Annotated in this window: 12 protein-coding genes; 2 read left to right on the forward strand and 10 right to left on the reverse strand. The window is 62.4% G+C overall.

Annotated elements, in window-relative coordinates; all coding sequences use genetic code 11:
* Positions 1 to 13: 13 nt before the first annotated feature.
* From NN662_RS10260 to dusB, 9 genes are all read right to left on the reverse strand, one after another.
* Positions 14 to 976: a DUF4424 domain-containing protein gene (locus tag NN662_RS10260; protein WP_261930176.1), complete on the reverse strand. Its 963-nt coding sequence runs from the start codon at positions 974 to 976 to the stop codon at positions 14 to 16.
* A 6-nt stretch (positions 977 to 982) separates the two neighbouring features.
* Positions 983 to 2,308, reverse strand: a complete 1,326-nt coding sequence (gene hflX, locus NN662_RS10265; protein WP_261931928.1) for a GTPase HflX — start codon at positions 2,306 to 2,308, stop codon at positions 983 to 985.
* An 80-nt stretch (positions 2,309 to 2,388) separates the two neighbouring features.
* Positions 2,389 to 2,631 (reverse strand): RNA chaperone Hfq, encoded by a 243-nt coding sequence (gene hfq, locus NN662_RS10270; protein WP_183799062.1) that lies wholly within the window; start codon positions 2,629 to 2,631, stop codon positions 2,389 to 2,391.
* A 242-nt stretch (positions 2,632 to 2,873) separates the two neighbouring features.
* A complete protein-coding gene (gene trkA / locus NN662_RS10275; protein ID WP_261930177.1) occupies positions 2,874 to 4,250 on the reverse strand; it encodes a Trk system potassium transporter TrkA in 1,377 nt (458 codons plus the stop codon).
* A 37-nt stretch (positions 4,251 to 4,287) separates the two neighbouring features.
* Positions 4,288 to 5,652 (reverse strand): sigma-54-dependent transcriptional regulator, encoded by a 1,365-nt coding sequence (locus NN662_RS10280; protein WP_261930178.1) that lies wholly within the window; start codon positions 5,650 to 5,652, stop codon positions 4,288 to 4,290.
* On the reverse strand, positions 5,642 to 7,963 hold the full coding sequence (locus tag NN662_RS10285; RefSeq protein WP_261930179.1) for a sensor histidine kinase NtrY-like: 2,322 nt from the start codon (positions 7,961 to 7,963) through the stop codon (positions 5,642 to 5,644). The genes NN662_RS10280 and NN662_RS10285 overlap by 11 nt, the downstream gene beginning before the upstream one ends.
* Positions 7,964 to 8,095: 132 nt before the next feature.
* Positions 8,096 to 9,544 carry a nitrogen regulation protein NR(I) gene (gene ntrC / locus NN662_RS10290; RefSeq protein ID WP_261930180.1) on the reverse strand — a complete coding sequence of 483 codons (1,449 nt, stop codon included), beginning with the start codon at positions 9,542 to 9,544 and terminating at the stop codon, positions 8,096 to 8,098.
* Positions 9,541 to 10,695 (reverse strand): two-component system sensor histidine kinase NtrB, encoded by a 1,155-nt coding sequence (locus NN662_RS10295; RefSeq protein ID WP_261930181.1) that lies wholly within the window; start codon positions 10,693 to 10,695, stop codon positions 9,541 to 9,543. Before NN662_RS10295 ends, ntrC begins: the two co-directional genes overlap by 4 nt.
* The gene (gene dusB, locus NN662_RS10300) at positions 10,692 to 11,654 is read right to left on the reverse strand and encodes a tRNA dihydrouridine synthase DusB (protein WP_261931929.1); all 963 of its coding nucleotides are present in this window, start codon (positions 11,652 to 11,654) and stop codon (positions 10,692 to 10,694) included. Before dusB ends, NN662_RS10295 begins: the two co-directional genes overlap by 4 nt.
* A gap of 305 nt (positions 11,655 to 11,959) precedes the next feature.
* Between dusB and NN662_RS10305 the strand changes: the two genes are divergently transcribed.
* A complete protein-coding gene (locus NN662_RS10305; RefSeq protein WP_261930182.1) occupies positions 11,960 to 13,174 on the forward strand; it encodes a bifunctional 2-C-methyl-D-erythritol 4-phosphate cytidylyltransferase/2-C-methyl-D-erythritol 2,4-cyclodiphosphate synthase in 1,215 nt (404 codons plus the stop codon).
* Positions 13,171 to 13,674, forward strand: a complete 504-nt coding sequence (locus NN662_RS10310) for a CinA family protein (RefSeq protein WP_261930183.1) — start codon at positions 13,171 to 13,173, stop codon at positions 13,672 to 13,674. The genes NN662_RS10305 and NN662_RS10310 overlap by 4 nt, the downstream gene beginning before the upstream one ends.
* Here NN662_RS10310 and NN662_RS10315 read toward each other — a convergent pair.
* A complete protein-coding gene (locus tag NN662_RS10315) occupies positions 13,662 to 14,111 on the reverse strand; it encodes a type II toxin-antitoxin system RatA family toxin (protein WP_261930184.1) in 450 nt (149 codons plus the stop codon). The two genes, NN662_RS10310 and NN662_RS10315, sit on opposite strands and share 13 nt — an antisense overlap.
* Positions 14,112 to 14,114: the final 3 nt, after the last annotated feature.

Consider the following 14,114-nt stretch of genomic DNA (forward strand, 5'->3'; position numbering starts at 1 on the left):
GTCTGGCGTCCCGCTATTCGCCGGTGGAATAGGCGAAGAACAGGACCTTCAGATCCTGTTCTGGCGTGAAATCCATCGCATGCCATTCGAACGGCCCGCCGGCTTTCGTCCCCTGAGGCGGGCAAAGCGAGGCGATGCTGTCCTTGCCGCTCTCGACCTTCAGATTGAATTCGGCGATCGGCCCCTGCCAGTTGTTGGCGGTCGTCAGGATGTAGCCCAAAGTCAGTGCATCCGGATACTTGCCGGTGTCCCGTAGCGATTTCAAGCGCTCGCGGAATGCATCATCGACGCAATAGGTCTTCGCCCCCTCGCCCGCTTCGAAAAAATCGCCGTAGTCGGACGGCGCGCCTGTCAGCGGCTGGTAGGCGATATCGACCTTCGTGACGCCGGGTGCGAAATCCTGGCTCCATTCGTAGACGGCCTGATAGTCCCAGCGGACGATCAGGAAATCGCCGTCCATGTGGGCAAGCCCGTCCTTCTCCAGCGCCTTGACCGTTGCCTCCGGCAGGTCGGACAGATCTTCGTCCGGCGGCGCAAACACCGGAACGCCGAGGGCCTTCAGCCGCTCGGTGATGTTCTCGCCGTTGAACCAGGCATATTCGTGCAGGGTCGGCGCCACCGGCTGGCCGTTCACAGACACTTCGAAATGCATGTAGTTGCGGGGATCGCCGTCATTTTCCATGCCGCCGCCGAGGCTGTCGGGCGAATCGTCCTGCGGAACCTTCGGAAGCGGAAAACCGATCGTACGGGTGAGCGCGCCCTTGGCGTCGGACTTGAAGTCGTAATGGACCTTCACGCTGTCGACGGAGAGCGACAGGTCCTCGCGGGCGATGGAAATCTGCGGCTCTTCCTTGAAGGTGACACCGCCGGCGGCGAATTCGGAGACGGAACCATTGGCATGAGCCGGTCCGGCGGCGGCTGTGGCGGCCAGCATCAGGGCCGGCAAAAATCCGATCCGGCGCTGCCTACTTGCCATACCGCCCTACTCCCAGTCTTCCTTCGGCGGCTCGATCGCCTTGCCAAGACGGCGTTCGAGCGTCGTCGCCAGTTCGCCCGAAAGACGCAGGTCGATCCTGACCGACCCGTCTTCGAGATCCTCGCGGCCATCGACGATGGCGTTTTCATAGAGCCACGGCAACAGTTTCAGCTGATCGGGCTGCAGAACGACGGAAGTCTCGGTGAGCACGCCCGACAGCCGGTCAGCGATATTGTCCAGGAGCGCGTCCAGCCCCTCGCCCGAGACGGCCGAGACGGCAAACTTGCCTTCGTTCGGCTGGGCCTTGGCCAAAAGCGTCTCGCGCGCTTCCGGCTCCAGCCGGTCGATCTTGTTCCAGACTTCCAGGACGCGGACGCCCTGGGCGGCCTCCTCGATGCCGAGATCGGCGAGAATGCGCGTCACGTCCTCGGCCTGCGCGGCGTTGTCCGGGTCAGACATGTCGCGCACATGCAGGATGATATCGGCTTCGAGCACCTCTTCCAGCGTGGCGCGGAAGGCAGCGACGAGATGGGTCGGCAGGTCGGAGATGAAGCCGACGGTATCGGACAGGATCACCGTGCGCCCATGCGGTAGCTTCATGCGGCGCATGGTCGGATCGAGGGTGGCAAACAGCATGTCCTCGGCAAGAACGCCGGCGCCGGTGATGCGGTTGAACAGCGTCGACTTGCCGGCATTGGTATAGCCCGCGAGCGCCACGATCGGATGCGGCACCTTGCGGCGTTTGGCGCGATGCAGCTGGCGTGTACGCACGACCTGCTCCAGCTCGCGCTCCAGCTTGACGATCTTGTCCTGCAGAATGCGGCGGTCGGCCTCGATCTGTGTTTCACCGGGACCACCCATGAAGCCGGCACCGCCGCGCTGGCGTTCAAGGTGGGTCCAGCTCCTGACCAGCCGGCCCTTCTGGTAGTTGAGATGCGCCAGCTCGACCTGCAGCCGGCCTTCCTTGGTGGAGGCGCGGCGGCCGAAGATTTCGAGAATGAGGCCCGTCCGGTCGATGACCTTGGCGTTCCATTCGCGTTCCAGATTGCGCTGCTGGACAGGCGTCAACGGATGATCGACGATCACGAGGCCGGCGTCCAGCTCATCGAGAACCGCCTTGATCTCCTCGATCTTGCCGGTGCCGATCAGGGTCGCCGGACGCGGATCATTGACGAAGACCACTGCGCCGTGGACGATTTCGAGATCGATGGCGCGGGCGAGGCCGATCGCCTCTTCCAACCGGCTTTCCGGAAGGCGCTCGGGCTTCGGCGGCTGGTTGGACTTATTGTTGCGGCTCTCCTTGAGAACCGGAACAAGCACCACGGCACGCATATCGTCCCGGCGCATTTCCTGCTCCGGGACGATCATGTCCGGTGTTGTACTTCGCTTGGCGGAAATAGCCGCTAATCCTGTCAGGATGCCGATTCTTCGCTCTCGAACATCTGCAACGGCTGACCCGGCATGATGGTCGAGATCGCATGCTTGTAGACGAGCTGGGAATGCCCGTCACGACGAAGAAGCACACAGAAATTGTCGAAAGATGTCACCACTCCCGTCAGCTTTACGCCGTTGATCAGGAAGATGGTCAGTGAGATTTTTTGCTTGCGAACTGTATTGAGAAACAGGTCTTGCAGATTCTGAGAACGTTCCGCCATTGCGCCGATTCTTTCTTTCCTTTTTTGCCGGAGCGGTTCTGCCGATCCAGTGTCATGCCAAATCCAAATTGCCTCGCATGTGTAATCGGAATTTCACACGCCTCCCGTATGATGACTTGGTATCAAATCACCGCTGCTTCCGCAATGCGGGAATCCGAGACGGCACCCCAGACATAAACAGTGCACTATCCAACACGGGATAGGCAAGTCGTCTACCGGCCAAATCGGTACGGATCGATCGATCAGAAATACTGAATGGATACCCGGAACATCTGTTCGACATGTCGGACGGATTCCGCCAGCGCGAACAAGACGACGCGGTCCTTCGCCTTGATTTTCGTATCGCCGTTCAACGTAAGCATCTTGCCGTCGCGGTAGATGGCGCCGAGACGGATGCCCTTCGGCAATTCGAGATCGCGGAACGGCACGCCGACCAGCGGCGAGGTTTCCAGCGCCTCGGCCTCGATCACTTCGGCCGCGCCCTTCTGCACCGCGTAGACGGAACGGATGCGGCCCTTTCTGACGTGCTGCAGCACGCGCGAGATCGTCACCGCACGGGGATTGATGTGGGCATCGATCCCGACGGCCTTGGTCATGTCATGGAAGGATGGATTGTTCAAAAGAACCAGGCTCGACTTGCAGCCAAGTTCCTTGGCCATGACGGCGCTCAGGATATTCGTCTGGTCGTTGTTGGTCAGTGCGACGAGAAGTTCGGCGTCCTGAATGTCGACCTGCTGGAGTATGTTCTGTTCGAGAACCGATCCATTGAGGACGATCGCGTGGTTCAGCTGTTCGGAAATGGCGATCGCCCGGTCGCGGTTCGCCTCGATGATCTTGAGCGACGTCTTCGGCTGCATCTCCTCGATCGTCTTGGCGACGTAGTAACCGATGTTGCCGCCGCCGGCGATGACGATGCGGCGCGCTTCGGTCTCTTCATGGCCGAAAAGGCTCAGAGTACGACGGGTGTGGTCGCGATGGCAGATGACATAAGCGAGGTCGCCGGCCCGCAGCTGGTCGCCGGACCGGGCGATGAACAGGCGTCCTTCTCGGTAGACACCGGTCACCGTCGCCATCAGGTCCGGGAAAAGCTGGGCGAGCTGCGCCAGCGGCGTATTGAGAACCGGGCAGTCTTCCGTGCACTCGATCGCCAGCATGGCGACGTTGTCGTCGACGAAGCGGACGATATCCGTCGCACCCGGATAGGAAATGCGCCGCAGCACCATCTTGCCGACCTCGACCTCGGGCGAGATCGTCACGTCGATCGGCATGTGGTCGCGCGAAAACAGGTCAGAATAATGCGACTGCAGATAGCTCTGGGCGCGGATGCGGGCGATCTTTGTCGGCACGTTGAACAGCGAATGCGCGACCTGGCAGGCGACCATGTTGATTTCGTCATAGAGCGTGACGGCAATGATCATGTCGGCCTGGTCGGCCCCGGCCTTGGCCAGAACATCGGGATGGGCGCCATGGCCGACATAGCCGCGCACGTCCAGCATATCGGTGGTGGCGCTGATCAGGGAAGCCGAGACGTCAATGACCGAAACATCGTTGCCTTCCTGGGACAAGCGTTCGGCAATGCCGTAACCGACCTGCCCTGCACCGCAAATAATGACTTTCATCGCATCTTTCCAAATATGCCGGAGTCTATCACCGGCCTTATACGCCCAACGACTTCAGTTTGCGATGCAGCGCCGAGCGCTCCATGCCGACGAATTCGGCGGTACGGGAAATATTACCCCCGAAGCGATTGATCTGGGCGACCAGATAATCGCGCTCGAACATCTCGCGCGCCTCGCGCAGCGGCAAGGTCATGATGTGCACGTCGTTCTGGGCCGAAACTTTCGGCAGCATGTCGCTCAGATCCTGCGGCAGCATGTCGGCCGTGACCGTGGTTTCCGGATTGTCGCCACTCGCGAGAATCATCAGACGCTCGATGTTGTTGCGCAGCTGGCGGATGTTGCCGGGCCATTCATTGGCCTGCAGGACCGCCATGGCATCGTCACCGATGTTGCGCAGCCGGATGCCGGCCTGCTCGCAGATCTGCCGGATCAGGCTGTCGACGAGAAAGGGAATGTCCTCGCGCCGCTCGGCAAGCGACGGCACCTTGACCGGCACGACGGCCAGACGATGGTAGAGGTCCTCGCGGAACAGGCCCTCGGCGATCCGGTTTTCCAGGTTCATGGCGGTCGAGGAAATGATGCGGACGTCCACCTTCACCCGCTTGTTGCCGCCGACGCGTTCGAACTGCTGGTCGATCAGCACGCGCAGGATCTTGTTCTGCGTCTCGCGCGGCATTTCGCCGATCTCGTCGAGATAGAGCGTTCCACGATGGGCTTCCTCCAGCGCGCCGGTCTTGCGCGGCTGGCCCGGCATGCCTTCCGTGCCGAACAGCGCGATCTCCATGCGCTCGGGCGTGATGGCCGCCGCATTCAGCGCCACGAACGGTCCATTGGCGCGCTGCGACTTCTTGTGGATCGTGCGCGCGACAAGCTCCTTGCCGGAACCGGAGGGTCCGAGGATCATGATGCGCGAATTGGTCGGTCCGACCTTCTCGATGGTCTGGCGCAGATGGGATACGGCCACAGACGTGCCGATCAGCTCGATACCGTCGCCGGCGCGCTTCTTCAGCTCGGAGACTTCACGCTTGAGGTTGGAGTTTTCCAGCGCGCGCTCGGCAACAAGGATCAGCCGGTCGGTCTTGAACGGCTTTTCGATGAAATCGAACGCGCCGCGCTTGATCGCCGCGACGGCCGTCTCGATGTTGCCATGGCCGGAGATCATCACGACCGGCACCTCCGGATGGCGGTTCTTGATCTCTTCCAGAAGCGCCAGCCCGTCGAGCTTGCTGCCCTGCATCCAGATGTCGAGGAAGATCAGCCGCGGCACGCGGTCGGAAATTGCTGCCAGTGCGCTGTCGCTGTCGAAGGCGGTGCGGGTCTCGTGCCCCTCGTCGGACAAGATGCCGGATACGATCTCGCGGATGTCTTCTTCGTCGTCTACGACAAGAATATCAGACGCCATTTACATCTTCCTCGTTCTTGTTCTTGTCACCGTTCGCCACGGCATTGATCGCCGGCAGAACGATGCGGATCATTGCGCCGCGACCGCGGTCGAATTCGGGCGGCGCGTCGTGCAGTTCAATCTGGCCGCCGTGCTCCTCGATGATCTTCTTGACGATCGCCAGGCCCAGCCCGGTGCCCTTCTCGCGCATCGTCATGTACGGCTCGAGAATACGGCTGCGATTTTCCTTCGGCAGTCCGCGGCCGTTGTCGATCACCTCGGCAATGAGGGTCTCGCCGTCGCCGGCCTTCCTCGCCCGCACCAGGATCTTGCGTTCGTCGCCGATCTCGTCGCTCGGCACCGCATCGATCGCCTCGACGGCATTCTTGATGATGTTGGTGAAGGCCTGACCGAGCATGCGGGAATCGAAATCACCGACCAGCGGTTCATCGCCGAACTCCCGGTGAAAATCGATGTGCGTCGTCCCCATCTCCCGAAGGAACATGGCATCCTTCAGGATGTCGCGGAGGTCGGAGCGTTCCTTCGTCGGCTTGGGCATGCGGGCGAAAGCGGAGAATTCATCGACCATGCGGCCGATATCGCCGACCTGCCGGACGATCGTGTCCGTGCACTGGTCGAAGACCGCCCGGTCGCTCTCGTCGATCTGCCTGCCGTAGCGGCGCTTCAGGCGCTCGGCCGACAGCTGGATCGGGGTCAGCGGGTTCTTGATCTCATGAGCGATGCGGCGTGCGACATCGGCCCAGGCGCTTGAACGCTGGGCGATGACGAGATCCGTGATGTCGTCGATCGTCACGACGTAGGAATCGTTGAAATCCCGCGATTCCTCGCGGGTGACCTGAACGCTCAGCGTCCGTTCGCTGCCGCCGCGCATGAACTGGATGTGCTTGGAAAAATCGCGCCGGTAGCGGCTGGCGGCCTCTGTCAGCACCTTGTCCACCTCGGGGGCGACATCCTGCAGCTTGCGGCCGATCAGGTTTTCGGTCGCCGTGCCGAACAGCACTTCTGCTGCCGCATTGACGATGCTGACAGTGCGGTCCGCCTCGACGCCGATGACTGCCGAGGTGACACCCGACAGCACCGCCTCGATGAACCGCCGACGATCGTCGACGTCGTCCTTGGCCACCAGGATTTCCTGCTGCTGGCTGCGGATTTCAGAAATCATCTTATTGAAGGTGCGCGACAGGTTGCCGACGTCGCCATCGGCAACGCGAACAGGGACCACGACATTCATGTTGCCCGATGCCACGCTGTCGGCGGCGCTGATCAGCAGCCGGATCGGCCTAACGATGCGGTCGGCGATCGCGATGGCGCCCCAGATTGCGGCCAGAAGGACGATCAACGCAAAGCCCAGATAGAGGATCGCGAAGGCAATCTGCAGCGAGGTCCGGCCCGCTTCCATCGCCTTGTATTCGGCCGTGTTTTCTTCCATCTGCCGCATGGCGCGCATGACCTTCAGGTCAACGGCGCGCACCGTGTAGAGATAGGTTCCGGAAATCGCATTCAACGGCATGATGGCGCCGACGAGATTGGTGATGCCCGGCGGAATCAGCGTCGGCTGCCCTTCCTTCGCCTTCGCCAGCGCATCCTGCGGGATGGCGGGCAAGGGTTTGTCGGTCTTGATGTCCGCCTGGACGACTGCCGAACCATCGCCGCGCACCAGGAAGGCGCCAAGCATGCCCCTGCCCTTGGCCTGGCGGGTCAGGAAATCCACGAATCCGGTGCGGTCGAGGTAGAAAACGGCGCGGTTGCGCTCGAGGTCGTTTGCCATCGATGCCGTCTGGCCCTGCAGGTAGCTGGCGTTCTCCAGCATGTAGGCCTGGGCCACGTCGCGCGAGGATTCGATGATCGACTGCGTGCGGATGGAGAACCAGCGGTCGAGGCCGACATTGAGCGTCAGGCTGGCGAAGATCGCCACCAGAATGGCCGGCGTGATGGCGACCACGGAAAAGAGACCGACGATGCGAATATGCAGCCGGGCGGCAGCCCGCCCGCGGCTGCGTGCGCTGATCAGGCGATAGACCTCGCGGCCGATCAGGAAGAGCAGGCCGGCGACAAAAATCGCGTTGATGACGGCGGACGCTATCACGACATGCGTGGTCGGCTTGATGGGCGTCAGGCCCAAAAGCACGAACAGGGTGAGAATGGCGCTGACCAGCGCGCCGGCCGCCAATGCCAGACCCGGCAACGCAAACGAGGCATGCCGGTCGTGAACCGCCGCCACCACTTCCTTCTTGAGGAAAGAACGTCTGCCAGAATGGCCTTCCAAAGGCTGCTCCCCTGTCGAGCCCTGCAGCGCCGGCGTGTCACTCATGACAGATTTTCCGACGAACCAAGATCGTATTCATGTTGCCGCACCTATCCTGGGGCGAAATTCGCGATCCCGAGACCGAGTGACTTCCAAGCAACATTTTGTGGCGAAATTGCAACGCAATCTGGACAAATGTCAAGCGCCGCGGGAACTCCGGTAGACCGTGACCCCCAGCTCGCGGATCTTCTTGCGCAGCGTATTGCGGTTCAGCCCGAGCAGATCGGCCGCCTTGATCTGGTTGCCCCTGGTGGCCGTCAGAGCCGCCAGAATAAGCGGATACTCCATTTCCGACAGCACCCGCTCATAGAGACCGGGGGGCGGCAGGTTTTCGCCGAAGCTCGCGAAATAGCTGCGCATGTTCTCCTCGACCGCCTGCGAAATGGTCATCGAACCGTTGGACGACGACTTGTCGATCGGGCTGTCCGGGATGTCGGTGCGCAGTTCGGATTCGATGATCTCGCGCGTGATGACGTCCTGCGGGTAAAGCGCCATCAGGCGGCGGATGAGGTTCTCCAGTTCGCGCACATTGCCCGGCCAGGGATAGCCCTTCATGACCTCCAGCGCCTCGCCGTCGAAGCGTTTTGAGCCGAGCCCTTCCTTCTCCGCCTGCTGGATGAAGTGGCGGACGAGATCCGGAATGTCCTCGGCGCGGTCGCGCAACGGCGGCAGACGCAGCGGCACGACGTTCAGACGGTAATAGAGATCCTCGCGGAACAGGCCCTTGTTGATCGAAACCTTGAGGTCCTTGTTGGTCGCGGCGACGATACGGACGTCGGTGCGGATCGGCGTGCGTCCGCCGACCGTCGTGTATTCGCCCTGCTGGAGCACGCGCAGCAGGCGCGTCTGGGCATCCATCGGCATGTCGCCGATTTCGTCGAGGAACAGCGTACCGCCCTGGGCCTGCTCGAACCGGCCGGTGGAACGCGCCTGGGCACCGGTGAAGGCGCCCTTTTCATGGCCGAACAGTTCCGATTCGATCAGGTCGCGTGGGATCGCCGCCATGTTGATGGCAACGAACGGTCCGCTGCTGCGCTTGCCGTAGTCGTGGAGCGCGCGTGCGACCAGTTCCTTGCCGGTGCCCGATTCGCCGGTGATCATCAGCGTCAGGTCCGTCTGCATCAGGCGCGCCAGGACACGGTAGATTTCCTGCATGGCGGCCGACCGGCCGACCAGCGGCATGCCGTCCTGCACGTCGTCTTCCGGCTTGGTCGGACGGCGCTTCGGCTCGGCCAGCGCCCGCCCGATGATCGAGATCAGCTCGGTCAGGTCGAAGGGCTTCGGCAGGTAGTCGTAGGCCCCCTTCTCGCTCGCCTTGATGGCGGTCATGAAGGTGTTCTGCGCACTCATCACGAGGACCGGCAGATCCGGACGCGCCTTCTTGATGCGCGGCAGCAGGTCGAAGGCATTTTCGTCCGGCATGACGACGTCGGTCACTACGATGTCGCCCTCGCCGGCCGACACCCAGCGCCAGAGCGTTGCCGCATTCGAGGTGATGCGCACGTCGTAACCGGCGCGGCTCAGCGCCTGGTTGAGCACCGTGCGGATGGCTGCATCGTCATCAGCAACGAGAACCGTGGCTGTCATATGTCACTTCCTGTTTTCGTTTTGCCATCGGCATTGCGTGCATTGGGCTTGGAGGCCGGCATGAGAACCCGGAACGTCGTCTTCTGGTTCTGGCTGTCGCATTCGACAATGCCGCCATGCGCGCCAATTATCTTGGCAACCAGGGCAAGCCCGAGACCCGAGCCATTGGTTTTCGTGGTTATGAAGGGATCGAAGAGATGCGGCACGAGGTCGGGCGCAATGCCGCCGCCATTGTCGTGCACGCAGAATTCCAGCGGCAGCGAGATCTTTTCCTTGGTGCCGGCGACGGAAAGGCGGATGCCCGGACGATAGGCCGTCGTCAGGCGGATTTCGCCATCCGGATTGTCGCCGATCGCCTCGGCGGCGTTCTTCACCAGATTGAGGAAGACCTGCACCAGCTGGTCGCGGTTGGCAAATACCAGCGGCAGAGACGGATCGTAATCCTCGGTGATCTTGATGTTGCGGGCAAAGCCGGCATATGCCAGCGCCTTGACGTGATCGAGCACCGAATGGATGTTGATCGGAATGCGGTCGATCGGCCGTTCGTCGGAAAACACTTCCATCCGGTCGACAAGCGAGACGATGCGGTCGGTCTCGTCGCAGATCAGACGCGTCAGCGCCCGGTCATCGTCGCCCACCGATGTTTCCAGCAGCTGCGCCGCGCCACGAATGCCGGACAGCGGGTTCTTGATCTCGTGCGCCAGCATGGAGGCGAGGCCGGTCACCGAGCGGGCTGCCGCGCGCGAGGTCAGTTGCCGGTCGATCTTGTCGGCCATCGTCCGTTCCTGCAGGACGATGACGACGGAGCCGAAGTCGTTGCCGACCGGCGCGACATAGATGTCGACAAGCTTCTCCTGGCCGAGGCGTGGCGAACTCAGGTCGACGCGGTACTCGTTGACCGGCGCCCGACGTTCACGCACCTGGTCGATCAGCGCCAGAAGCGGACTGCCGAACGGGATGAAGGTGGAAATCTTGTAGCGGGCCAGATGCGACGCACTGGCCCCGAAGAAGGCTTCGGCCTGCCAGTTGGCGAATGCGATGAAGCCCTTCTCGTTGACGAGAATGACCGGGTTTTGCATCGCGTTGAGGACGGAAAGCGCCAGAACGCCGTTTTCACCGTCTCCGAAGGCGTTGGCGGGAAGATCGCTCATGCGGCTTCTCCCACCGCTGCGGCCGGCATGCGAGCCTCACGACCAAGGGCTTCCGCCATGCGGGCAGAGACAAATGCCGCGTCGGTCGAGGTCATGATGGCTGCCTTGTCGTTGCCGTTCAGATCAGGCGCATGGCGCTCCAGATACCAGCCGAGGTGCTTGCGCGCATGGCGCAGACCGCCTTCGCGGCCGTAAAATTCCAGCATCGATTCGTAATGTTCCAATATGATGTCCGTGATTTCCTCGAGGGCGGGCTCCTTGGCGCCGGCAAGAACGCCCGAATGCCAGGGCCTGCCCTGGCAGGCCCGGCCGACCATGACCGCATCGGCGCCCGTAATGGCCAAAAGTCTGTCAACATCGTCTGCGGTTTCGACATCGCCGTTGGCGATGAACGGCAGCGAAACGGCCTCCCGCACCCGGGCAATGGCCTCCCAGTCCGCCGTTCCGGTGTAGAACTGCATGCGGGTACGGCCATGAACGGTGATGAGGCGAACGCCTGCCTGTTCCGCCTGCCGGGCGATCTCGGCGGCATTCAGCGAGGTCTCGTCCCAGCCAAGCCGCATCTTGACCGTCACCGGCACGTCGACTGCGGCGACCGTCGCATCAATGATCGCAAGCGCCAGTTCCGGATCCCGCATCAGCGCCGAGCCGGAATAGCCGCCGATGACCTTCTTGGCCGGGCAACCCATGTTGATATCGATGATTTCAGCGCCGTTGTCGGCCGCGATCTTCGCCGCCTCCGCCATCCAGTGAGGTTCGCGACCGGCGAGCTGGACGACATGCGGCCCGGTGTCGCCTGCCTTCAGCCGCGCCCAGCTCTCGCCGCGGCTCATCACCAGCTCGCGCGAGGCCACCATCTCGGTGACCACCAGTCCAGCGCCATAACGCCAGGCAAGGCGGCGGAACGGCAGATCCGTCACGCCGGACATGGGCGCGAGCACCACACGGTTGCGCACCATCACCGGACCAATGTGGAAGGCTGAATTGGGATTGCGCGCCAACAAATGACCATCTTTCGGGCAGTCTACATTTTGCACTATTTTTAGACACTCCAGCAAGATTTGCCAAGAGAAATCGGATGGCCAAGGTAATTTTTAGGCAAATGCACCAATGGCACGCTTTATCGACATTCTGGTGACTGAATCGCGCCCTCCTAACATTCCAGGCTCAACCCGCCAACAGGCAATCCGGCATTTGCGCTGGCAAAATCCGGGCAGAATCGCTAGGACGGCGAAAGGTTTGACGCTTTCAGGCATGGTGCGCGATGCAATCCCCGAAAATCCCGCTTTCGATCGGCACGGTGGTCGTCGCGGCTGGCCGCGGCGAACGGGCCGGCGCGAGCAAGGACGGACCGAAGCAGTATCAGCGGATCGGCGGTCGGCCGGTGATCGCCGAAACGCTGGCGCGCCTTGTCACCTGGCGGCCCGACATGCCGATCGTCGTCGTCATTCATCCGGATGATCGCGCCCTCTGCAACGACGCGCTCTCCCCCTTTGCAGGCCACAGGAACCTTGTCGTTGTCACCGGCGGTCCGATGCGCCAACAATCGGTGCTGAACGGCCTGGAAGCGCTGCAATCGGCCGGCGTCACCCATGTCTTTATCCAGGATGCGGTGCGCCCCTTCATCGACGACGGGCTTCTCGATCGCATCGAGCAGGCACTGGCCAACGTAGCGGATGCCGCCCTGCCCGTCCTGCCGGTCGCGGATACCCTGAAGCGCGGCACCTCGGATGGACTGGTGAGCGAAACCGTTTCCCGGCAGGGACTGTTTGCCGCCCAGACGCCGCAAGCCTTTCGCTTCGAGACGATCCTCGATGCCCATCGCAGGGCATCCGATCTCGGCCGTGACGACTTTACCGACGACGCGGCGATTGCCGAATGGGCCGGCATTCCGGTTCGGCTCGTGGAAGGATCACCGGACAATGTCAAACTCACAGTCAGGCGGGACATGATCATGGCGGACGAAAAGCTCGGCGGCGGGCTCCTTCCTGATGTGCGCACCGGCAACGGCTACGACGTCCACCAGCTGGAAGCGGGAGACGGCGTGACGCTCTGCGGCATCTTCATCCCGCACGACCAGAAGCTGAAGGGGCATTCCGATGCGGACGTCGCCCTGCACGCGCTGACCGATGCACTGCTGGCGACGTGCGGCGCCGGCGACATCGGCGACCATTTCCCGCCCTCCGATCCGCAATGGAGGGGCGCCGCCTCGCGCATCTTCATCGAGCATGCGGCAAAAATCGTCCGGGACAATGGCGGCACGATCATGAATGCTGACGTGTCGCTGATCGCGGAAGCGCCGAAGGTCGGACCGCACCGAGACGCCATGCGCCGGGCGCTCTCCGACATGCTTGGCATCACCATCGATCGCTGCTCGGTGAAGGCGACGACCAACGAGACCATCGGCTTCGTCGGCCGGCGCGAGGGCATCGCGGCAATCGCGACGGCGACAGTCGTCTATGGAAGGAAAAGGGCATGACACGCTTTCCCGACGAGATCGGCGAACTCGCCGCCCGGGTCATCTACGAATTTTCCGCCGGCGGACTGATGGTCGTCACGGCGGAATCCTGCACCGGCGGGCTGATCGCCGGCGCGCTGACGGAGATTGCCGGCTCGTCCGCCGTCGTCGATCGCGGCTTCGTCACCTACAGCAACGAGGCCAAGCAGGAGATGATCGGCGTCAAGGCGGAAACGCTTGCAGCCCATGGCGCCGTTTCGAAGGAAACGGCACTGGAGATGGCGGCAGGCGCGCTCGCCAAGTCTCGCGCGGACCTGTCGGTCGCGGTCACCGGCATTGCCGGGCCGGGTGGTGGGACCGCGGAAAAGCCGGTCGGCCTCGTTCATCTCGCGGCGTGCCGCAAGGACGGCCGCAGCCAGCATCTGGAAATGCGGTTCGGCGAAATCGGGCGCGATGAGGTCAGGGTTGCCACGATCCGCGTGGCGCTCGACCTGCTTCTCGAACTGGCTCAGGCGGAGTAGATCGACGCCGCCCGTTTCTCGAAGGCTTCGGCGAACATCCGGAAGGCGCGATCGAACATGGCGCCCATCATCGCGCCGAGAATGCGGCTCTTGAATTCGTAATCGATATAGAAGCGGATCTGGCAACCGCCCTCGCCTTCGGGCTCGAAGCGCCAGCGATTGTCGAGATAGCGGAACGGCCCGTCGATGTATTTGACGTCGATCGCATGCTCGTCCGGCTTCAGCAGAACCTGGGTCGTGAATGTCTCGCGGATCGCCTTGTAGCCGATGCTCATATCGGCAACGAGCAGGGTCTTGCCGTCCCGCTCCTTGCGCGAGCGCACCGTCAGCGCCTCGCAGAGCGGCAGGAATTCCGGGTAGCGCTCGACATCGGCCACCAGCGCGAACATCTGATCGGGCGTGTGGGGAACGGAGCGGACTGTCTCGAACTTCGGCATGGT

Origin of the sequence: Rhizobium sp. NRK18, assembly GCF_024385575.1 — a bacterium.
Lineage (GTDB): Bacteria > Pseudomonadota > Alphaproteobacteria > Rhizobiales > Rhizobiaceae > JANFMV01.